Raw genomic sequence first — 21,324 nt, forward strand, 5'->3', positions numbered from 1 at the left:
GGTGAAAGCATGGATATCGATCTCAAGGGCAAGAGCGCCCTCGTCACCGGTTCGACGGGTGGCATTGGCTACGCGGTGGCGCGGGAGCTGGCGCGGCTCGGCGCCTATGTCGCCGTGAACGGACGCACGGGAGAGCGGGTCGAGGCGGCCATCGCTCAGCTGAAGGGCGAGGTCCCGGAGGGCGAGTTCATCGCCGGGGTTGGTAGCGTTGCCTCGGCCGAGGGTGTCGCCGAGCTGCTCGCGGGGCTGCCCAGGGTCGACATCCTGATCAACAATGCCGGCATCTTCGAGCCGAAGCCGTTCTTCGAGATCCCCGACGAGGACTGGCAGCGCTTCTACGACGTCAACGTGATGAGCGGGGTGCGGTTGTCGCGCGCCTACGTCCCCGGCATGGTCGAGCGCGGCTGGGGCCGCGTGGTGTTCATCGCCAGCGAGTCGGGGATCAATATCCCCCTGGAGATGGTCCATTACGGGATGACGAAGACGGCCCAGCTCGCGATCTCGCGCGGCCTCGCCGAGACCGTCGGCGGCAGCGGCGTCACCGTGAACAGCGTGCTGCCCGGCCCGACCCTCACCGAGGGCGTCGCGGAATTCCTGAAATCGATGGGTGGCGCAGGCTCGGATCTCGAGCAGGTCGGCCGCGAATTCATCGCGGAGAACCGCCCGACCTCGCTGATCAAGCGTCTCGCCCGGCCCGAGGAGGTGGCGAGCATGGTCGCCTATCTCTGCACCCCGGCCGCCAGCGCCACGTCGGGTGCGGCCCTGCGGGTCGACGGCGGCGTTCTGCGCGGCATCGCCTGATCGTTTCCGCTGCGGAGCTGCGCCGGCCACTGACGAGGCCGGCGCAGCTCCGCAGGAGGGCTTAGGCCTTGAGGTGGGCGGCGAGGTGCTTGTTCATCTCGAACATCGAGCACTTGTCCTTGCCGAAGACCTTCTTGAGCTTGTCGTCGGCGACGATCTCGCGCTTGTTGGCCGGGTTCTGCAGGTTGTGCTTCTTGATGTGCTCCCACACCTTGCTCACGACCTCGCCGCGGGCCAGCGGCTTGTCACCGACGATGGCGGCGAGCTCGGGCGACGGCTTGAGGGGCTGCTGAAGCGCGTTCGGCTTGGCAGTGCCGGTCTTGGCCGCGGCGGTCTTGGCCGGGGCCGCCTTCGCGGCAGCGGCCTTCGGGGCTGCAGCTTTGGTCGTGGTGGTCTTCTTGGTCGTGGTAGCCATCGGTTTCCTCCGTTCGGCGCTCGAGCGCAGATACCTGCCTGCCTGCCCCACGGGCACGTAGCAGCAACAACTAGACGGTGATGCTGCCGTTCCAAGAGCGGAGTGTTTCCTCCGATCGCGCCATCCACAGGTGTAGCCCGTGTCAGGGGGATCGGTCCGCGCTCTCGGGGAAGTCTTGCACTCACCGAGCGAAATCTGTTCCCCGTCCTGCAGGACGAGGTCAAGCCGAAATGGCCGCCTTCCCCCTGGATCGCCCGGATTTCTCGCTCTTCTCGGGGGCCTGACCCCGTCTTCGGACTGGGAAGCGCCGTCGAGCGATCTCTTCGAGAACCCGTGCCGGGCATCGGCGATGTAGATGCAGTCGCGCCGTCGAGAGTGGAGTGCGGGCTGCCGGACCGTGTCGGAGCGCGGAACGGGAAGGGCGAACCGAAGGTTTCCGCGATGGCGCCCCGACCGACGGCGTGCGGCTCGAAGCTGCAATCTCGGGTCGTATAGTCGTTGCAGTGCCTAAAATGAAAATCAGGTGCTGAATAAAAGGACGTGAATTCGGTAGATCGAAGCTTATATGATCCATGCACGGCGCATGAGATTTCGCGATGCTCGCGCATGCTAGGTCCGGAGAGGGTTTTGCCAAGGTTTTATTTCGACATTCACGACGGCGCGACCATCCGCGACGAGATCGGGCGGGTGCTGACGAGTCGGGAGGAGGTCCGCCGTGAAGCCCTCAAGGTCGCGCTGAAGCTTCTCGCCGCCGAGGCCGAGGATGCGCGCGAGACCGCCCTCGTTCTCACGGTTCGCGACGAGGCAGGCGGGGTCTCGCTCAGGATCCGCGTCGTGAGTCAGGTCGAAGAGCACTGACACCCGCACTCTCCCGGTCATAGCGGAGTCCTGCACGGGACCGGGAACCAGCTGCCGCTCCCGCGCTTTGGCAGCCCTGTGACCGCATCCGCGGGAGCAGGCTGCGAAACGGCTTTTCGCCGGAGGCCTGCCCTCGCTCCATGATCTGGCAGGGAGACAGCTGATGCCCACCGATCTGCCGAAGGAGCGCGCCCTGAGGCCGCCGGGCAGCCTGGAACTCGATCCATCCTCCGGCGAAGGCGTCGCGGTCGACGAGACCGGGCGACTGATCGCCTCGAGCAAGGTCGAGGGCACGCCGGTCTTCGACGGACGAGGCGAGCGGCTCGGTTCGGTCTACAACTTCATGGTCGACAAGGTCTCGGGACAGGTCGCCTACGCCGTCCTGTCCTTCGGTGGTTTCCTCGGCATCGGCGAGGCCTACCATCCGCTGCCCTGGAACGCGCTCACCTATTCCGTGGAGCTCGGCGGCTACGTGGTCGAGCTCGACCGCGAGACCCTGGAGGGCGCGCCGACCCACGGGCCGGGCGAAGACCCCTTCTCGGAGCCCGGTTACGGCGAGCGCCTCAAGGGCCATTACGGCGGCAGGAAAGCGCCCGCGACGTGAGGCGCGGGATGCTGTCTCTGCACCGCCGTTGCGGGCGTTGGTGCGCGGCAGCGGCATGACCGGCTCGGAAAAGCCGTCGGCCGCCGGCGTGGCTTTAGAACTTGCCGCCCATGCCGATGCCGCCGCCCGGCGTCAGCGCCGGGGTCATCCCGCCGCTGCCACCGCGGCCGCCGGACTCGGCGCCCTCGATCTCGTCGCGGTTGATCCGGCGCGGGCCGGCATCGGCACTGCGCACATCGCCCCTCGCGTTCTTGGGCAGGGAGAGCGCCCGGCTCGGCGCGGTGGAGACCGGATTGCCGTCGTCGTCGACCGCCACGGCGGTGCGCTGCGGGGCGCCCTTGATCGAGCCGCGCATGGAGGGCGGGGGGCCGACCTCGGTCTCCGGCATGACGCCGCCCGTGCCGCCGATGATGTTCCCGAGGCCGCTGTTGCAGGCACCGAGCGAGACGGCGAGGAGCGCCACGGCGCAGAGTCTCGACGGAAGGGACATGGGCTCAAGATCCTCGAACAAGCCGCTTGTGCAGTCGGCAGGCTAGATCACGCTGCGTTTCGACGGAATCCGCCGAAACGCAGAAAACGCGATCGATTCAACGGTTTAGAGCATTCTTTATCCGAAAAACCGTTGCCACTTTTTCGCAGCATGCTCTGGGCCGCTTTCCGGGCACCTCTAAGACGAGGATTGGGCGAAAAACAGACATCGCATCGACCCATGTTAACGAGGCCGAGGTTGTCCGCACGATTTGACGGGGTCGCCTCGCGGATTCCCGCGTGCGTTGCACGGTTGCGCCACCGAGCCGACGCGCCCTCCGCACCGGTCGGCCGCGCTGCCATGGTCCGGCTTTGCGGCATCCTTAACTTCGCCCAGGTCCGGCGCGATATCTGCAGGGTCGGTGGCCGCTGCTTCGCCAGTGGTTTAACCAGTCGTTAACGAAGCCGGCCGAACCATCGTCGTCTGTCAGGTCTGAGACGGGTGGAGCCAACCTCGAGGTAGACGGGTGCTGAGACTGATCCGGACGATCGCATCGCTGACGATCGCCCTCGGCTCACTGGCGATGGGTTCCCTGGCGACGGCCGGCGAAGCCGGTCCTGCGGGACAGCCCGAGGCATCCCCGAGTGCGCCTGCGACCACGCCGCCCCCCACGACGCCCGCCGCACCGCCGCCGGTCGCCCAGCCGACGGGCTCCGCACCTGCCGCGACCCCGGTCCAGCCCCCCAGCAATGCGGCCAATGCGCCGAGCCACGGCACCCCGGCCCTTGTGCTCGACACGGCGGATTACGAGGGACTTCTCGGCAAGAGCGTGCGCGCCCAGAACGGCGACGACCTCGGCCGGATCATCGACGTGATCACCGACCGCGAGGGGCACCCCCGCGCGGCGATCATCGATTTCGGCGGGTTCCTCGGCGTCGGCTCGCGCAAGATCGCCGTGGACTGGCGGGTCTTGAAATTCAGCGTTGACGGCAAGGCCGGCCGCGTCACGCTGGCGCTGAACCGCAACCAGGTCCGCGTTTCCCCCGAATACAAGACCGGCGAGCCCATCGTCGTGCTCGGTGCCGTCGCCCCGGCGCCCGAGGGTGAGCAGACGGCCGCGCCCGCATCTCAGGCCGCGCCCGCCGCGGCAGGGGACAAGCCGGCTGCGGCTGAGAAACCGGAGAAAACTCCGGACAAATGATCGTTCATCGCCCCCTGGAGAGACGCACCATCGGATCGCGCGACACGGCCCGGCCGGAGATGCGCGGACGCGCTCCGCGCCCGGCTGCGATCCGTCGCGATCCTCCGCCCCCGGAGCCTGCGACGGCGTCAAAGGCCGGGAACCGCGGGCTCGACGCTTTCACCTTCTTCATCGCCAACCTGCAGACCGGGTTCGGGCCGTTCCTCGCCGTCTATTTCACCCAGCAGAAATGGACGCAGTCGGATATCGGCCTCGCCCTGACCGTCGGCGGCCTCGTCAGCCTACTCGGCCAGGTGCCGGGCGGCGCCTTCGTCGACGCCTCGCGCTCGAAGCGCTTCGCCGCTGGCTTCTCGGCCTTCTGGGTCGGGGCGAGCGCCGTGATGCTCGCCGCCTTCCCGAGCTACCTCGTCGTGCTGCTCGCCATGGCGATCCATTCGGCGGCGAGCTGCGTGTTGACGCCGTCCATCGCAGCCATCGGCATCGGCATGGTCGGCCATGCCAGGGCCGGCGCGCGGTTGGGGCGCAATGCGAGCTTCTCCGCCATCGGCAACGCGCTCGGCGCCGCCTCGATGGGGGCGATCGGCTATTACCTGACCAACGACGCGGTGTTCTATTTCGCCGGCGCGCTCGTGGTCCCGGCGCTCTTCGCGCTGTCCTTCATCCCCCGCCGCGCCATCGGCGAGGTCTCGCAGCCCGAGGCCGGCACCACCGAATCCGAGGGTTCGGTGAAGGGGCTCCTCACCAACCGGGCGCTGCTGTGCTTCGCCGCCTGCATGGTGCTGTTCTTCCTGGCCAATGCCGCGATGATGCCGCTCGTCGGCAGCGTGCTGACGATGCGCGCCAGCGAGACCGCGACGGCGCTGGTCGCCGCCTGCATCATGGTCCCGCAGGCCGTTCTGGCGCTCACCGCGCCGCTCGCCGGCCGCCTCGCTCAGGTCTGGGGCCGCAAGCCGCTCCTGCTGATCGGTTTCGCCGCCCTGCCGATCCGCGGCCTGCTCTTCGCCTACGTGGACAACCCCTATTGGCTGGTCGCGATCCAGGTTTTCGACGGCGTCTCGGCCTCGGTGCTCGGGGTGATGGTGCCGCTGATCGTCTCCGACGTGACCCGCAGGACCGGCCGCTTCAACCTCGCGCTCGGCGCCGTCGGCACCGCGATGGGGCTCGGTGCCGCGCTCTCGACCTCGCTCGGCGGCTACATGGCGGACCGGCTCGGCAGCCAGAGCGCGTTCCTCGGCCTCGCCATCGTTGGGGCCCTCGGCACCGTTCTCGTGGCGCTCCTCATGCCGGAGACCCGGCAGCCGGACCGCAAGGCCTGATCCAGGCAGCACTCTTGCATCGTCGGCTCACGATGGAGGATGCGGGGCGCTCAACTCGGGTTCAGGTTCGGCCGGTATAAGTGGAAAAACGGCCGCCTGCCGAAACAGAAGGCGACGCTTCGCGTTGCGTTACGGGCACCCCTTGCGTTTGGGGCTGTTCCCCTTCAGCGACGACGTTTATCGATCGAATCGGGATTTGCGATCGCGATGGAAGAACTCACCCCGTACGCGGACCGACCGTTTGCCTTCGTCGGACGCTACCTCAAGCGCCGCATGCTGCCGCACCTGGTGATCCTGGTCTCGGTGCTCGGCGCGGTGAGCTTTTCGGTCTCCACCGACTGGGCGCTGAAGGGCGTCGTCGACTCCCTGAGCAAGGGCCCGAGCAGCGGCATGGTCTGGCCAGCCTTGGCGATCCTGATTGCCTTCATCGCCGCCGACAACATGCTCTGGCGCGTCGCGGCACTCGTCGGCGCCTTCACCTTCGTCGGCGTGACCGGCGACATCCGCCGTGACCTGTTCCGGCACCTGACAGGGCACTCGCCCTCCTTCTTCGCCGACCGTCAGCCGGGCACGCTGGCCTCGCGCATCACTGCCACCTCGAACGCGATCTTCACCGTCGAGAACATGGCGACCTTCAACGTGATGCCGCCCTGCATCGCGGCCTTCTTGTCCATTGTCTATATCGGCACCGTGAACCTCACGATGGCCGCCGTACTCGCCGGCATCTTCGCCGCCGTCGTCGTGCTGATGTTCAAGATGGCCTCGGCCGGCAAGCCGCTGCACCACGACTTCGCCGCCAAGGCTGCCTCGGTCGACGGCGAGATGGTCGACCTCGTCGGCAACATGAATCTGGTGCGCGCCTTCTCGGCCTTCCGCCGCGAGCAGGTGCGCTTCGAGGGTACCATCGGCACCGAGATGCGCTCGCGCCGCTCGTCGCTGCTCTACCTGGAAAAGCTGCGCATCACGCACGCCTTCCTCACCGTCGTCTCGATCCTCGGCCTGCTCTACTGGGTCATCAAGATGTGGGAGGCGGGCAACGCGACGAACGGCCAGGTCGTGCTCGTCACGACGCTCGGCATCCGCATTCTCGCCGCCACCCGCGACCTCGCCGTGGCCCTGGTCGATGCCACGCAGCACACCGCCCGCCTGTCAGAAGCCCTGCACACGCTCCTGCAGCCGCACGATCTCGTCGACCATCCCGAGGCCGTGCCGCTGAAGGGCGAGACCGGCGTCGAGATGAATTTCGACCACCTCGCCTTCAAGTACCCCGACGGCCGCACCGTCTTCTCGGATTTCAACCTGAACATCCCGGCGGGCCAGAGCGTCGGCCTCGTCGGCAAGTCGGGCGGTGGCAAGTCGACGCTGTTCTCGCTGATCCAGCGCTTCTACGAGGTGCAGGGCGGCAAGATCGAGATCAACGGCCACGACATCACCCTGGTCACGCAGGAATCCCTGCGCGAGGCGATCACCGTCGTCCCGCAGGACGTCTCGATGTTCCACCGCTCGCTGCTCGAAAACATCCGCTACGGCCGGCCGGACGCCAGCGACGAGGACGTGCGCCGGGCCGCCGCGGCCGCCCATTGCACCGACTTCATCGAGGCGCTCCCTGAGGGCTACGACACCATCGTCGGCGACCGCGGCGTGAAGCTGTCGGGCGGCCAGCGCCAGCGCATCGCCATCGCCCGCGCGATCCTCAAGGATTCGCCGATCCTGCTCCTCGACGAGGCCACCTCGGCGCTCGATTCCGAGTCCGAGTCGGCGATCCGCGCGGCGCTCGCCAACCTGATGAAGGGCCGCACGGTCATTGCCATCGCCCACCGGCTCTCGACGCTCCGCGATTTCGACCGGATCGTCGTCCTCGAGAACGGCGGCATCAGCCAGGACGGCTCGCCCGAGATGCTCACCCACAAGGAGGGCTTCTACCGCGAGCTGCTCAAAAAGGAATCGATGTCGGTGCTGGCGGCGGCCTGACATCCTGTCCAGCGTCGGGCTCAGGCGCCTCGCGCCAACTCCTCACCCGTCATTGCGAGCGCAGCGAAGCAATCCAGATCGAACCCGCGACGTCGGAGTGTCGGCCCTGGATTGCTTCGCTCACGCTCGCCATGACGGCGCGTTCGTCGCCTCACTGGGCGGGACCCGCCGTGAGGCGCCCGCTCTAGGCCGGCAGCACCACCACCTTCGTCTTCACCGGCGTGCGGGAATAGAGGTGGATCATGTCCTGGCTCAGCAGGCCGACGCAGCCGCTGGTGATGCCGCTGCCGATCGTGTCCGGCTCGCTGCTCGCGTAGATCGTGTAGAGCGTATAGGCGCCGTTCTGATAGAGATGCAGCGTGCGGGCACCGAGCGGATTGTCGAGCCCGCCCGGCATGCCGCGGGCATATTTGGCGGCCTCGGGCTGGCGCTTGATCATCTCCTTCGGCGGCGTCCAGGTCGCCCATTCGGACTTGCGGCCGACATAGGCGTCACCGTGCCACAAGAACCCGTCCCGGCCGACATTGGCGCCGTAGCGCGTGGCCGTGCCGTCGCCCTCGATGCGGTAGACGTAGAACTTGCCCGGATCGATGATGATCGTGCCGGGCGCCTCCTTCGACTCGTACTGGACGACCCGCCGATAGTATTTCGGATCGACCTTGCTGATATCGACGGCCGGGATCGCAAATTTCTCGTCCGGCATCGGCCCGTAATTCTGCCGCGCCTCGGCGAGCAGCAGGGCATCGGTGCCCGAGCAGCCGGCGAGCCCGAGCGCCCCGAAACCGGCGGCCGTGCCGCCGAGGAAGGCCCGGCGGTTCAATAGCGCGCGCCGGAGCCCGGACGCATCGCTCTCGCCGATCCCAGCGTTCCGATTATCCCACATCATGACCCTGGGGATCTCCCTTCCGGCGCCCGTCGCGTGAGCCCGCGCTCCCGCGCGCGTAAGGCCAAGCTGACATGTCCGATGCACAGCGCGCCCTGCAACCTCCGCCGTCGCCGTATGGCACCGACTGTGCGGCATCCGTGAGGCAGGGGAGAGCGCGCCTCGGGTTATCCAGACCTTCGGCCCGCCCGCGCGGCAGCTATGCCGCGAGGCTTGCGGTGACGCTGGAAAGCGCGGGGTGTTGCAAGCGCGACTGGAGCTGGATGCCCGCCTCGCCATCCGCGATCCAGACGATCGTGCCCGCAATGCGTTGGCCGTCCCCGAGTCTCAATTCGACCGTTCGCCCTTGAGACAGAGGAGGCAACCTGCCGATGCGCGCGCCCGTCTCCGAGATCTCGATGAGGGTGACGGGGTGGTCGTGTCCTTCGACCAGGAGCGATGCGGCCTCGTTGATCTCGACACGCATCGCGTTGCGCCGCTCCTTGGCCGGGACCGAGACACGGTCGTTGAACCCGGCGATGGATTGAGCCAAATCGCTCGCAACGGACTTCAGTGCTTCCGACGCGCGCAGAGCCGTCTCGGAATAGCGTTGCGTATCGCTCGTTGCCTGGGAAACCGTCGCGGCGACTTCGTGAGCCACCGAGCTGCCCTCGGCAACGCGAGAGATCGTCCGCGATATCTCCCCCGTCGCGCTGTTCTGCTGCTCGACTGACGCCGCAATCGAATAGGTCAGGCTGGCAACCTCTTGCGTTGCCAGTTCGATGGCCTCCACCGAGGCCACCGTTCGACTTGTCGAGACCTGGATCGCCGCGATCTGTCCGACGATCTCATCGGCCGCCTTCATCGTCTGGTTCGAGAGAGCCTTCACTTCGGCGGCAACGACAGCGAATCCGCGACCGGCTGCACCCGCTCGCGCCGCTTCGATCGTCGCATTGAGGGCGAGAAGGTTCGTCTGGTCGGCAATCGATTTGATGAGTCCGATGACGGCTTCGATTTGCTCGGCCAGTCCAGCCAGATGCCGAACATCCTGGCCGGTCGAGATCGCGATCTGGTTCATCCGTTCGATCAGGCTGCGGGCCTGTCCGGACTGACCGGCGATCTCGTTGATCGACACGGTCAATTCCTCGGCTCCGGCCGATGCGGAGACGACGTTTTGCGCGGTTTTGGATGCCGTGACCTCGGCTCGACCCGCATGAAGCCTCGCTTCGTCCGCCACCCTGCTCAGAGCAAGCGCGGTGTGTTGCATGCTCGTCGTTTCCTGATCGACCTGGCGTTCGATCGCGATCAGGGCAGTGCGGAAGTCAGCGACGACCTCGCCGAGCGATTGTTGGCGATAATGCTCGAGTCCGCGTGTCTGGCGGGCCACCATCTCCGTCTGCCGCTCCGCTGCGGCGCTGTTGGCAGCCTGCCGCGCGGCAGCCTCGGTTGCCGAGAAGGCTTTGGTCAGCTGGACGGCCGCGAGAGCCAGCGCGCCAGCCTCGATGACCAGAACGACCGCATGCAGCATGACGCGCATGAAGTCGGCGCCGTCCGGAAAGACCGCCGCCGGATAAACCACGTTCAGCCCGAGGTGGTGGATGGCAACGACGCCTGTCGCAACCAGGATCGAGGACCAGCAGCACCAGCCGGCGACGACCGCCAGGGCAGCAAAGAAGATCATGTGCAGATCGATGTGAAGATGTGTCCCCGAAGCGGAGAACACGAGCAGGCCGACCAGCCCCATCATTGCGGAGGCGGACAGATGCCGCGTTGCCGTCGAGGCCCCGGTCGCCGCCGCCGAAAGGGCCACGACCGCGCTCATCATCATCGCGGTTATCGTGAGGAGCACCGGCTGGGCGCTCGCCCACCAGGCAACGACAACGACGATGACGGTCAATACCGCCAGCAGACCGATCATGAATGGCAGGAAAGAGCGACGGAGGGAGTCGAGGCTGGCAGTTTGGGTCATGGAGCGCTCGGTCCGTTCGTCAGCGGGGTGTTCGGGTCGGCAGGCATGCGCTGAAAAGGTCAGCCGCGAGCACGATGGAGGCGCCATTTCGATAAAGCGCTGCCGCCAGGTCCTTCGTCTCGGACGATTGAACGATTGCGACCTGACCGCCCGGAGACAGCCAGAGGATCCGCGCATCCGATGCCGCGATGGATCTGATGATCGGCTCGGCCGGCCACACAGAGACGGCGAGGACGGGCTCTCCGGATTTGGGTGTCAAAGCAAACGCGGTCGGCGCGAGGCCGAACATCAAGACTGCAGAACAATTGAGAACAGCGAGGCGCATCGGGCGTCGAACGTTAAAATGGCGTCTATTTTATTGATTATTATAGGTTATCAAACGGTAAATGAAGAAATACTGACAAAAAGCAAGTATCTATAAATGTGAGATTTCAAATCGGCGTAGAGTGAAATTGGAAGTTGCATCGTGCGCGTGCCTGCCCCTAAGCCGGCAGCACCACCACCTTCGTCTGCTGCGCCAGGGCGAGCAGAAGGGCGTCGGTCCCCGAGCAGCCGGCCTCGGCGGCCGTCCCGCCAAGGCCGGGACTGAGGCGGCGATCCGTGCGGCGTTAGGGTGAGAGACCTCGTCCCAATTGTAAAAAGCAGGGCGCGAGGGTGAAGGCCCATGAGTCCGCTTTTCTGTCTCCTGCTATCTGTTGGCAGACCATCGCCCAACCACCCTATGCAGCCATGTCGCTACCGACCCAATCCAGTCGTTGTTCACGGCCCCACCATGCCGGTAAGCGGTCGTTCGCCCCGCCGCCGTTCCGGCAGCGTTGCGATCATTTCCTTCATCCAACCGGCACGGACAGTTTCTTAGTCCCGCGGCTGTGGCGCGACTTTGCCGAGGATGCGCCCGAGCTGATCGGCCGAGTAAGGCTTGTGCAACAGCTCGAAGCCGTGCAACCCGTCCTGAGCCAACACATGGCTGTAGCCCGATGCCAACAGGACGGGCAGGTCCGGCATCCGTCGCTGCAAGGTCTTGGCTAGCTCGATGCCGCCCATGCCGGGCATGACCACGTCGGAGAACACGACGTCGAAGCCGGCTCCATCGGCGCCGAGCTTCTCCAGCGCCTCCTCGGCATTGGCTGCCCAGGTTGTCCTGTAGCCAATGTCTTCCAGAATCTGGGTCGCGAACTTGCCGACCTCGACGTTGTCCTCGACGATGAGCACGCACTGGCCATTTCCGGCCGAGAAGCCTTCTTCGTTGCGTGCGGTTGCCGGAAGCTCAGACGCCCCCGCATCGATCTTCGGTAGGTAGAGCGTGAAGGTTGTGCCCCGGCCAGGCTCGCTCTCGACCTCGACATCGCCGCCCGATTGTTTGGCAAAGCCGAAAACCTGGCTGAGACCGAGCCCGGTTCCCTTGCCGATCTCCTTCGTGGTGAAGAACGGCTCGAAGATACGGGCGATCTGTTCCGGCGCGATCCCACTTCCGGTGTCGGTCAAAGCAATGGATGCGAACCGACCGCTTGCGGCGGCGTGCCCCCGAATGGGAGGCAAGTTGCCGGTGCGATCGAGGCGGAGTGTCAGCACGCCCTCACCGTCCATGGCGTCACGGGCATTCACTGCCATGTTGACCAGGGCAGTCTCGAACTGGCTTACGTCAGCCATCACGAGGCAGGGCTCTTCTGGGATTTCAGTCACGACGCTAATGCGTGCGCCCGTGACCGTGTCGAGCATGTCGGCGACGCCGCGGAGCTTTTCCCCGACATTGAACACCTCCGGCTTCAGGGCCTGACGTCGCGCAAAGGCGAGGAGCTGGCCGGTGAGCTTCGCGGCCCGGTCGACCGTGTCGGAGACCGCATCCATGTAGCGGGCCCGGCGGTCCTCGGGCAGGTCCGGCCGGCGCAGGAAGTCGACCGACGAGCGGATGATGGTGAGGAGGTTGTTGAAGTCGTGCGCCACGCCGCCGGTCAATTGCCCGACCGCTTCCAGCTTCTGCGACTGGCGCAATGCCTCCTCGGCCCGGACCAGTGCGACGGCCTGCTCATGCTCGACCGTCGTGTGTCGTCCGGTCGCGTAGATCTGGCCGTCCTCGAACGCGCCGGTCCAAGCGAACCGGCGATAGGTCCCGTCGATGTGCCTGAGGCGGAACTCGTAAGGTTCGGCGAGGGGTGTCGTCATGATGCGGCCGAGGGCGGCCCGCGTCGGCTCCAGGTCGTCCGGGTGGGTGAACCCGGCAAAGCCCTGCCCGACGAGGTCGGAGGCCTCCCAGCCGAGCAGGTCCGTCCAGGCCGCGTTCACCGCGAGCAGCGTCCCCTGCGCGTTGGCGATGGCCAGGAGATCCGGCGAGAGCCGCCAGGCCCGGTCGAGGGCGCGCGCACGGTGGGCGACCCGAGCTTCGAGGGTCTGGTTGAGTTCCCGCAGCGCGACCGTGGCCCGCTCCGCGACGCGGCGCGCCTCCAACATCTCCCGCTCGTAGCGCCGGCGGTCCGAGGCGTTGAAGACGGTGATCCGGATGAAGCGCACGCCGCCCGCCTCGTTCTTGCGCACGACGGCGTTGACGAGGACCGGCAGCGTCGTGCCGTCAGCGCGCACGAGATCGAGGGCGACCTCGTCGAAGAAGCCTTGCATCCGCAGCATCGGCGCGAAATGGGTCTCGTAATAGACCTTGCCGGCGATGTTCAGGAGGTCGAGGAAGCGGCGTCCGACGAGTTCTCCCGCCGGGTGACCCAGCCAGGTCGAGAGCGTGTGGTTGACCTTGGAGATTCGTCCGTTCGCCAGGGCGGAGGCGTAGCCGCAGGGCGCATTCTCGAACAGGTCCTCCAGGTCGTCCACGTCCGGCACCGGAAGAGTGGCTGATGTCTCATCCACGGCTCGGGCCTTGAAGGAAAGCCTGGATGGCCGCGATGGTCTCAGCAGGCGCACTCAGGTTCGGGCAATGGCCCGTCGCGTCAAGCAGCACGAGCTCGCTGTTCGCCAGATGTCGGTGAACATAGGCGCCTACTTCCTGTGGTGCGATCACGTCCTCGGAGCTCTGGATGACGAGGCAGCGGGCCTCCACGCCCGCAAGGTCGGCGCGGTTGTCCGCTAGGAAGGTCGCGCGTGCGAAGCGCTTCGCGATGTCCGGGTCGGTGCGGCAGAAGCTGTTGGTCAGCTCCTCGCCGAGGTCGGGGCGGTCGGCGTTGCCCATGATCGCCGGCGCCATCGCCTGGGACCACCCCATGTGGTTCGTGTCGAGAAACTCGAGCAGTTCCTCGACCTGTGGGCGGGTGAAGCCGCCGACGTAGCCGTCGTCGTCGAGATAGCGCGGCGAGGGGCATACCAGGACAAGGCTCTCGAACAGCTCCGGGGCCTTCTTCGCGGCGAGGACGCCGATCATGGCGCTGACGGAATGGCCGACGAACACGCCGCCGGCCACCGACAGGCCGCGGCACAGCGCGACAACGTCGTCGGCATAGCCGTCCAGGGAGGCGTACTTGGCGGCGTCGTAGGCGGACAGGTCCGATCCGCCAGCCCCGATATGGTCGAACAAGATCGTGCGGTACTCATCTTCGAAGGCTGGAGCCACGAAACGCCACATGTTCTGGTCGCAGCCGAAACCGTGCGCGAAGACCATGGCGGTCGCGCCGGCGCCGGCCTGCCTCACGTTGTGCCGCTGAACGACGGACAAGCCCGCACTCCTTGGAAGCCGAGCGGTCTAGCATGCATCGGCGCGCAGCGCTCACATAACCCGCTGGCCCTGCTGACGCGGCAGTCTTCAGGTGTGCAGGGGGCCACCTGTCGTTTTCGGAACCGGTTCGCGATCATCCCGCAGCCAGCGCTGGCCATTCAGCGAATGTCCGCTTGTCTACTATCGCGCTCCGAAAGCAGCCCAGCGGAAATCCACCCATCTGCGCCATCCGCATGTCTAGCTGCACGGCCACTTTGGAGTTGATGAAGAGGCTGTAGCGGGTTGGGGCTCATCCTGCTGTCATTTCCCCACGCTTACGCGCACCCTACGCGGCCGCGACACCCGCGAGCGCGGCATCCCTGGCCGATCGAGACGCTGCACCAGCGCGAGGATGCGGACGGCACGGGTGAAGGCGGCGGGAGTTGCGGAAGGGTCCAGCTCGACCCGGCGGACCAGGTCCTCGGCCGCGCGCAAAACCCGCTCCGCCAGGAGACCGCGCCGCGCCCGGCGCTCGGCCTCCGCGCTGAGCGGCGGGACATCACCGCCCTGCGGCCTGATCCAGCCGCCATCCAGCACGTGGCGCGAGATGGTCGTGCGCGGCACGCCGGTGATCCGCGCGATGGCCCGGTAGGAGAGGGCGCTCGTCTCGATCAGCCGCCGTACCTCGGCGAGGGAGGCTGGATCATGCGGCTTGCTCCGTGACCGCTTCGGCTGCTCGCCCGGCGGGTCCTGGAGTGCCGTCGACAATCTGAGCACGCTTCCCAACATATAGGAATTATGTCATAGTATGGGCTGGGTGTCAAGATTTTGGGAGTGGGGCTTCCCACCCACAACCTCATCCTGAGGTTCGGAGCGCAGCGCAGCCTCGAAGGAGGGTTCTAGGGATCGTAGTGGGTTCTGGAGCCCTCCTTCGAGGCTCCCCTTCGCTCCGCACCTCAGGATGAGGGGGGTTGGTGAGAGAGCGCAGTGGGCCGGGCTCGGGCGGAATCGTTGCGGCTACGTTTGTTTGGGCGAACGGTGCGAGAATCGTCTGCGGAGTGCGGGCCGGCGTGGGACGGGCCGGGACGGGTGGGACGGGCGTCCCAAATCCCGTCGATGAGACGCGTTTCGGCGCGGTTGCGTTCGGTTTGCCGATGGTCGGCCAGGATGGCGAGCGTTGCGAAGCCACCCAGCGCGAGCACCTGCGTCACCTGCCCGGTGGCCCTGAATGGCGTCGGCCGGGCCTCGCCATGACAGGCGGCATGCGGCGCATGCTGGCGCGCGTCATCGCCCGGAACATGATCAGGCCGGGTTCGGCTCGCGGATGAAAGTGAGGTAGCTCGGGCGGCGGCCCGCGGCGATGGCCTTGGCCTCGTAGCGGGTGCCGGGCCAGCCCGGGAAGGGTTTTCGCCAGTCCTCGGCGCGCTCGGCCGCCCAGCGCAAGGCGGGGCAGCGGGCGGCGCGCACCAGGGTCCAGCCGGCATAGTCGTCGATGTCGGAGGCGAAGCGGAAGAGGCCGCCGGGCTTCAGCACGCGGGCGATCTCGGCGAGCGAGGCATCCGAGACGAAGCGGCGCTTGCGCTGGCGGCGCTTCGGCCAGGGATCGGGATAGAGCAGGTAGAGGCGGGCCACGCTCGCATCGGGCACGGCCGCGAGGAGCGCGGTGGCGTCCTCGTCGCGGATGCGCACGTTGGTGAGGCCGCGCTCGTCGACCTCGCGCAGCAGCTTCACCACGCCGTTCACGAAGGGCTCGCAGCCGATGATGCCCACGCGCGGGTTTTTCGCAGCGTTGTCCGCGAGATGCTCGCCGCCGCCGAAGCCGATCTCGACCCAGACCTCGTCGACGGGGGTGGGGAAGAGGGTTGCGGGGTCGAGGCGGCTGCCGTCCTCGGGGGGCGTGACGCGCAAGCGCGGGAGGAGGGAGGCGAGGCGATCCTCCTGCGCCGGGCGAAGGCGCTTGCCCTTGCGGCGGCCGAAGAAGGCGCGATCTGACGGATCGGGGAGAATGGGACTGGTCTCGTACTGGACGGGAGGCCCGTGTCGCGCAGAGCAGGGGACGGGACAAGGGCGATTTTGGGCTGGCTTCCAACCCGTGCCCTCATCCTGAGGTGCGGACGCGAAGCGGGAGCCTCGAAGGAGGGCTCCAGATGGCGCGGTGCTCGCTGGAGGTCTCCTTCGAGGCTTCGCTGCGCTTCGCACCTCAGGATGAGGTGGGTGGGGTTGGAGTGGTGCTGTTCTCGTGCCCCGTCGTCATTGCGGGGCGGAGCCGAAACGATCCAGGGCCGTCACCCGGTTGTGCGGGTGCGGCCCTGGATGGCTTGGCTCAGCTCGCGATGACGGAGCGGGGTCGGACCCGAGCGGGTCTCAGCTCAGCGCGGACTTCAGCTTGTCGGCCAGATCCGTCTTCTCCCAGGAGAAGCCGCCATCGGCATCGGGCTCGCGGCCGAAATGGCCGTAGGCGGCGGTGCGGGCGTAGATCGGCTTGTTGAGCTGGAGCGCCGTGCGGATGCCGCGGGGCGACAGGTCGATGGCGTCGTTCAGGACCGCCTCCAGCTTCGCCTCGTCGACGTTGCCGGTGCCGTGCAGGTCGACATAGATCGAGAGCGGCTTGGAGACGCCGATCGCGTAGGAGAGCTGGATCGTCGCCTTGCTGGCGAGACCGGCCGCGACGACGTTCTTGGCGAGGTAGCGGGCCGCGTAGGCCGCCGAGCGGTCGACCTTGGTCGGGTCCTTGCCGGAGAAGGCGCCGCCGCCATGGGGCGCTGCGCCGCCATAGGTGTCGACGATGATCTTGCGGCCGGTGAGGCCGGCATCGCCGTCGGGGCCGCCGATCACGAACTTGCCGGTGGGGTTCACGTGCCAGACGGTGCCCTCGGTGATCCAGTCCTTCGGCAGGGCCGCGCGGATATAGGGCTCGACGATGGCGCGCACGTCGGCCGAGTCGAGGGACTCGTCGAGGTGCTGGGTGGAGAGCACGATCTGCGTGGCCTCGACCGGGCGGCCGTTGGCGTAGCGCACCGTGACCTGGCTCTTGGCGTCGGGGCCCAGCTTGGCGGCGTCGCCCTGCTTGGCCTTACGCGCGTCGGCGAGGTCCTTGAGGATCTTGTGGGCGTAGTAGATCGGCGCCGGCATCAGCGAGGGGGTCTCGTCCGAGGCGTAGCCGAACATGATGCCCTGGTCGCCCGCGCCCGCGCCCTCGTCCTTGTTGCCGGCCGCGTCGACGCCCTGGGCGATGTCGGCGGACTGGGCGTGCAGGTAGATCTGGACGTCGTTGTTCTTCCAGTGGAAGCCGTCCTGCTCGTAGCCGATGTCCTTCACGGCCTCGCGGGAGAGCTCCTCCAGGTCCTTGAAGGTCACGGAATCGGGGCCGCGGACCTCGCCGGCGATGATCACTCGGTTCGTGGTGGTCAGGGTCTCGACGCCGAGACGGGCCTCGGGCATCGCCGCGAGATAGGCGTCGACCACGACGTCCGAGATCCGGTCGCTCACCTTGTCGGGGTGGCCTTCGGAGACGGATTCGCTGGTGAACAGGAAGTCGGAACGAGGCATGAAGCACCCCCGATGACGGGCACGCCCGCCAATACCGCGGCGCTTGACCCAGAAGCCCAAGCTTCTCGCACCCCCAAAAAAAACGGTCAACCCGATCTGGCGAAATCGTCCGCTATACCGAACGACGTCAGAATAGGTATCAGCGGTTCAGCTGGCGTGAGAGCGCATCGATCACGAGGCCCAAGTTGCGCCTCTGGGGCTCGTCGAAGTGGTCGGATACGTGCTTGACGACCACGGCGGCGAGTCCCGCCCAGCGGTCGTCCGATGAAAAGGTCCGCTGCTCCGCGTCGGCGAAGCCACGATCGGGCACATCGTCGAGATGCGGAATTTCTGTGAAGAACTCCGACAGCGGTACCCCGGTCATCCGGCTCAGGATCTCGAGATGCACCGCGCTGACCCGGTTAATGCCCTTCTCGTATTTCTGGAGCTGCGCCGCGGACATGCCGAAGCTTTGAGCGACCTTCCGCTGCGTCAGCTGGCGACGTTTTCGCTCTTCCGCCATGCGTTGGCCGAGATAGATATCTCGCTCGTCGGTTTTTTGCCCCGCCATCTCGTGTCCTGCGCAGCCCTGTCCCTCTGCCGGATCATTCGGAAGGATCCCGGCACCGCACAAGCTCTAAAACATAACAAAAGATAAAAAGACAACTAATTCTGCGTTAAGAAAGAATGGTTGGCGTCCCCGGCAGGGCTCGAACCTGCGACCCCAGGTTTCATACCACTTCGGTTTTCACCGCCACCCTGGGGCTGTCCCTCGGGTGTTCGTGGTCTGGACTATCCCTTCACCGTAGGCCTCGGAACGAAGCCTTTAGGTGCCGCCCGTCTAGTCTCTACACCTTCCTGCGGTGATCGCAGGCTTGGCTCGGGATCGGCAGGCGCCCTCGCGGGCGCTGTGAGCTTTCCCCGAATTTGAGCGGATCCGCCGCGTGGTTTCCCTTCGCGGCGCCCAATTTGTGTCTAGGAAACCTGTGCTCTGTCCAGCTGAGCTACGGAGACAACCGAGGTTGCCATAGCATCGCGGCGGGGCAGCGCCAACTGGCCGCGCGCGGAACGTATCCGCCGGCTCCAAGACACGCCGCCCCATCGGCTGCGGAAGCAACCGCTGCGGGAAGTACATCGGCGCCGTCGAAGAACCGCCGCAGATGATCGTGATGATGCGCCTCATGCTCACGCAGCGGGCCCATTTCCGCAGCGCCGATATCGGGTCGTCCATCCGTGTCACGATCGTTCGTCCCAGCCGTCGGCTGCCTGGGTTTTGCGCTCGCCATCCTGCCGGCTGCGGCCGCGCCGCGCATCGCGCCGGAAACCTGCCAGGCCTCCATCTTGCGCGAGGATCGCATTGACGCCGTGGGTCCTCGCGGAGAGCTGGTTCTGGCTTCCGGCACGCGGGCGATCCTCGACGGGATCCACTGGCCCGAGACCGAGCCGGAAGCGGCTCAGGCCGCCGCCCATCTCGCCGGCTTCCGCGGCAGGGGGCTGGCTATCAGTCAGCGCGGCGAGACCGACCGCTGGGGGCGCGCGCGCATCGACGCCGTCGCCGAGCCCGCCTCAGAGACGGACGAACCGAGCGATCTCGCCACCGGCCTCGTCGTGGCCGGCCTTGCCCACGCCGATGCCGGCGAGAGCGACCTTTTCTGCCGGATCGACCTGATCGCGCCGGAAGGCCAGCCGCGGCTCGCGCGGCGTGGGGTCTGGCGCGAGCCTGTCCTCGACGCCCGCGACGGATCGGCACTGGCGACCCAGGCGGCCCGCTTCGTCGTCGTCGAGGGCCGGATCGTGAGTGTCGGCGAGCGAGCCGAGCGCACGTACCTCGACTTCGTGAGGCGTTCGGCGGAAGGCTTGACCGTAACCGTGACGAAACGCACTTGGCGGATCATGCGGGAGCGTGGTTTGACTGCCGCTACGCTGAGGGGGCGCCTCGTGCGTGTTCGCGGCAGACTGGAGGTTCGGCGAGGGCCGATCCTCGAGATCGCAAGCGCGGACATGATCGAGGTGCTGGAAGGGGAGCGGGCGCTGACGCGCTGACTGGTAATGGTTGGGGCACTGCAGCATAGATTGCGGGCGAAATTCGCACGGCGCCTGATCGCGCTCGGCGGACTTGCCGCCGCGCTCGCGGGATGCGCCGGCGAGCAGACCGGCACGATCCTCGCGCCGGCCACGATCGCCGTGCCGGCCCAGGCACCGCGGACCACCGGACGGCGCATGGCCGACGAGGCGGATCACGCCAAGCTCGTCGCCTCCTTCGGCGGCGAGTACCGTGCCCCCGCCACGCTCCGCCTCCTGACCGAGGTCACCGACCGCTTGGTGCGTGCCAGCGAACGGCCGGACGAGGCCTACGCGGTCACTCTGCTCGATTCGCCCGTGGTCAACGCCTTCGCGCTGCCGAGCGGCCGGCTCTACGTCACCCGCGGCCTCGTTGCGCTGGCCTCGGACACCTCCGAGGTGGCGGCCGTGCTCGCCCACGAGATCGCTCACGTCACCCTGCGCCATGCCACGGCGCGCACCGAGATGGCGCTCCGCTCGCAACTCGTCAGCCGCGTCGTCGCCGACGTTCTGAACGACCCGGCCACCGGCGCGCAGATGGAAAGCCAGTCGAAGGTCACCTTGGCGCGGTTCTCGCGCGACCAGGAACTCGAGGCGGATGCGGCCGGCGTGAAGACGCTGGCCGGGGCCGGTTTCGATCCCTTCGGCGCTGCCCGCTTCCTCAACGCGCTCAACCGCACCACCGCGATGAAGAACGGCACCGGATCGGGCGCCGAGCCGGACATGCTCGCGACCCATCCGGGCACCGCTGAGCGCATCAACCTGGTCACCCGCGCTGCACGGCGTATCGGCGCACCAGGGCTCGGCGTCGACGAGCGGGCGCGGTTCCTCGCGGCGATCGACGGCATCGCTTACGGCGACAATCCGGGCGATGGCATGGTGCGCGGCAACCGCTTCCTGCATCCGAGCCTCGGCATAGCTTTCGAGATCCCAGACGGTATCGCCGTCGAGAACACGCGTAACGCGGTGCTCGGCACCACCCGTGACGGCAGTCGTCGCATCCTGTTCGATCAAGTCGAGAGCAGCACTGGCCGCAGCCTCGATGACGTGCTCAAGGCGACCTGGAACGACGGGATCGATGCCGCGTCCATCGAGAACCGGATCGTCGGCGGCCGCCCGGCGGTGTTCGCTGTCTCGAAGGGCAAGGATTGGACCTTCCGCCTCGCAGCGATTCGCGTCGGCGAGGGCACGTTTCGCATGATCATGGCCGCCAAGGGTTCAGCGGACCCCGATGCCGCCTTCCGGCGCTGGGTCGACAGCCTGTCGGGCGTCGATCCGGACGAGGCGCGCTCGCTGAAGCCGTTGCACCTGCGCATCGTCACGGCATCGTCGGGCGACACCACCGAGCAGCTCGCCGCCCGCATGGTCGTGCCCGATCGCGCGCTCGATCGCTTTCTCGCCCTCAACGGGCTGGAGCGCGGAGCCGTTCTGAAACCGGGTCAGGGCTACAAGCTGATCGAGGAATAAGGCGCGGATCGGCCGGGCGAGACCAAAGCCGGGCGGTTGCCGCGAGAGCCGCTCCAAGCCCGTGTTCCGAGACTGCGAAACAGCCCTCGGAATCCGAGCCGGACCGCTTCCTCGCAAGCCTTGCCGTTGCACCTCGCGGAGTCCATGGTGCGCCCGCTCCGCTGGACAGGG

Annotated in this window: 19 protein-coding genes; 8 read left to right on the forward strand and 11 right to left on the reverse strand. The window is 67.0% G+C overall.

Annotated elements, in window-relative coordinates; all coding sequences use genetic code 11:
• Positions 1 to 9 precede the first annotated feature (9 nt).
• Complete coding sequence (locus tag GGR33_RS03020) at positions 10 to 801, forward strand: SDR family NAD(P)-dependent oxidoreductase (protein ID WP_183501874.1); 792 nt, start codon at positions 10 to 12, stop codon at positions 799 to 801.
• A gap of 61 nt (positions 802 to 862) precedes the next feature.
• Here GGR33_RS03020 and GGR33_RS03025 read toward each other — a convergent pair whose 3' ends face one another.
• Complete coding sequence (locus GGR33_RS03025) at positions 863 to 1,216, reverse strand: SWIB/MDM2 domain-containing protein (protein WP_183501875.1); 354 nt, start codon at positions 1,214 to 1,216, stop codon at positions 863 to 865.
• A gap of 627 nt (positions 1,217 to 1,843) precedes the next feature.
• On the opposite strand from GGR33_RS03025, the gene GGR33_RS03030 reads away from it, so the two are divergent.
• Positions 1,844 to 2,074, forward strand: coding sequence for a DUF6894 family protein (locus tag GGR33_RS03030; protein ID WP_183501877.1), 231 nt, complete (start codon positions 1,844 to 1,846; stop codon positions 2,072 to 2,074).
• Between the two features lie 163 nt (positions 2,075 to 2,237).
• Positions 2,238 to 2,678: a PRC-barrel domain-containing protein gene (locus GGR33_RS03035; RefSeq protein WP_183501879.1), complete on the forward strand. Its 441-nt coding sequence runs from the start codon at positions 2,238 to 2,240 to the stop codon at positions 2,676 to 2,678.
• A gap of 94 nt (positions 2,679 to 2,772) precedes the next feature.
• Here GGR33_RS03035 and GGR33_RS03040 read toward each other — a convergent pair whose 3' ends face one another.
• A complete protein-coding gene (locus GGR33_RS03040; RefSeq protein ID WP_183501880.1) occupies positions 2,773 to 3,168 on the reverse strand; it encodes a hypothetical protein in 396 nt (131 codons plus the stop codon).
• A gap of 505 nt (positions 3,169 to 3,673) precedes the next feature.
• On the opposite strand from GGR33_RS03040, the gene GGR33_RS03045 reads away from it, so the two are divergent.
• The 3 genes from GGR33_RS03045 (at position 3,674) to GGR33_RS03055 (ending at position 7,635) form a co-directional block, all read left to right on the forward strand.
• Positions 3,674 to 4,348: a PRC-barrel domain-containing protein gene (locus GGR33_RS03045; RefSeq protein ID WP_284211692.1), complete on the forward strand. Its 675-nt coding sequence runs from the start codon at positions 3,674 to 3,676 to the stop codon at positions 4,346 to 4,348.
• Entirely contained in the window at positions 4,345 to 5,664 is a 1,320-nt protein-coding gene (locus GGR33_RS03050) for an MFS transporter (protein WP_183501881.1), read from the forward strand. Before GGR33_RS03045 ends, GGR33_RS03050 begins: the two co-directional genes overlap by 4 nt.
• Before the next feature lie 207 nt (positions 5,665 to 5,871).
• Positions 5,872 to 7,635: an ABC transporter ATP-binding protein gene (locus GGR33_RS03055; RefSeq protein ID WP_183501882.1), complete on the forward strand. Its 1,764-nt coding sequence runs from the start codon at positions 5,872 to 5,874 to the stop codon at positions 7,633 to 7,635.
• 184 nt (positions 7,636 to 7,819) lie between these two features.
• On the opposite strand, the gene GGR33_RS03060 is transcribed toward GGR33_RS03055, so the two are convergent.
• The 9 genes from GGR33_RS03060 to GGR33_RS03100 form a co-directional block, all read right to left on the reverse strand.
• Complete coding sequence (locus GGR33_RS03060) at positions 7,820 to 8,521, reverse strand: L,D-transpeptidase (protein ID WP_183501884.1); 702 nt, start codon at positions 8,519 to 8,521, stop codon at positions 7,820 to 7,822.
• Positions 8,522 to 8,717: 196 nt separating this feature from the next.
• A complete protein-coding gene (locus GGR33_RS03065; RefSeq protein WP_183501886.1) occupies positions 8,718 to 10,466 on the reverse strand; it encodes a methyl-accepting chemotaxis protein in 1,749 nt (582 codons plus the stop codon).
• A gap of 19 nt (positions 10,467 to 10,485) precedes the next feature.
• On the reverse strand, positions 10,486 to 10,791 hold the full coding sequence (locus GGR33_RS03070) for a hypothetical protein (protein ID WP_183501887.1): 306 nt from the start codon (positions 10,789 to 10,791) through the stop codon (positions 10,486 to 10,488).
• A gap of 530 nt (positions 10,792 to 11,321) precedes the next feature.
• A complete protein-coding gene (locus tag GGR33_RS03075) occupies positions 11,322 to 13,373 on the reverse strand; it encodes an ATP-binding protein (RefSeq protein ID WP_306484377.1) in 2,052 nt (683 codons plus the stop codon).
• Positions 13,312 to 14,118: an alpha/beta fold hydrolase gene (locus GGR33_RS03080; protein WP_246412743.1), complete on the reverse strand. Its 807-nt coding sequence runs from the start codon at positions 14,116 to 14,118 to the stop codon at positions 13,312 to 13,314. The genes GGR33_RS03075 and GGR33_RS03080 overlap by 62 nt, the downstream gene beginning before the upstream one ends.
• A gap of 300 nt (positions 14,119 to 14,418) precedes the next feature.
• Entirely contained in the window at positions 14,419 to 14,865 is a 447-nt protein-coding gene (locus tag GGR33_RS03085) for a hypothetical protein (protein ID WP_183501889.1), read from the reverse strand.
• Positions 14,866 to 15,399: 534 nt separating this feature from the next.
• A complete protein-coding gene (gene trmB, locus GGR33_RS03090) occupies positions 15,400 to 16,104 on the reverse strand; it encodes a tRNA (guanine(46)-N(7))-methyltransferase TrmB (protein WP_183502177.1) in 705 nt (234 codons plus the stop codon).
• Positions 16,105 to 16,461: 357 nt separating this feature from the next.
• Positions 16,462 to 17,646, reverse strand: coding sequence for a methionine adenosyltransferase (gene metK / locus GGR33_RS03095; protein WP_183501890.1), 1,185 nt, complete (start codon positions 17,644 to 17,646; stop codon positions 16,462 to 16,464).
• A 139-nt stretch (positions 17,647 to 17,785) separates the two neighbouring features.
• On the reverse strand, positions 17,786 to 18,196 hold the full coding sequence (locus tag GGR33_RS03100; protein ID WP_183501891.1) for a helix-turn-helix domain-containing protein: 411 nt from the start codon (positions 18,194 to 18,196) through the stop codon (positions 17,786 to 17,788).
• A 662-nt stretch (positions 18,197 to 18,858) separates the two neighbouring features.
• Here GGR33_RS03100 and GGR33_RS03105 point away from each other — a divergent pair.
• The gene (locus tag GGR33_RS03105) at positions 18,859 to 19,668 is read left to right on the forward strand and encodes a DNA-binding protein (protein WP_284211702.1); all 810 of its coding nucleotides are present in this window, start codon (positions 18,859 to 18,861) and stop codon (positions 19,666 to 19,668) included.
• Between the two features lie 6 nt (positions 19,669 to 19,674).
• Positions 19,675 to 21,153: a M48 family metalloprotease gene (locus tag GGR33_RS03110; RefSeq protein ID WP_183501892.1), complete on the forward strand. Its 1,479-nt coding sequence runs from the start codon at positions 19,675 to 19,677 to the stop codon at positions 21,151 to 21,153.
• Positions 21,154 to 21,324 lie beyond the last annotated feature (171 nt).

This window comes from Methylobacterium brachythecii, from assembly GCF_014196345.1.
GTDB lineage: Bacteria > Pseudomonadota > Alphaproteobacteria > Rhizobiales > Beijerinckiaceae > Methylobacterium > Methylobacterium brachythecii.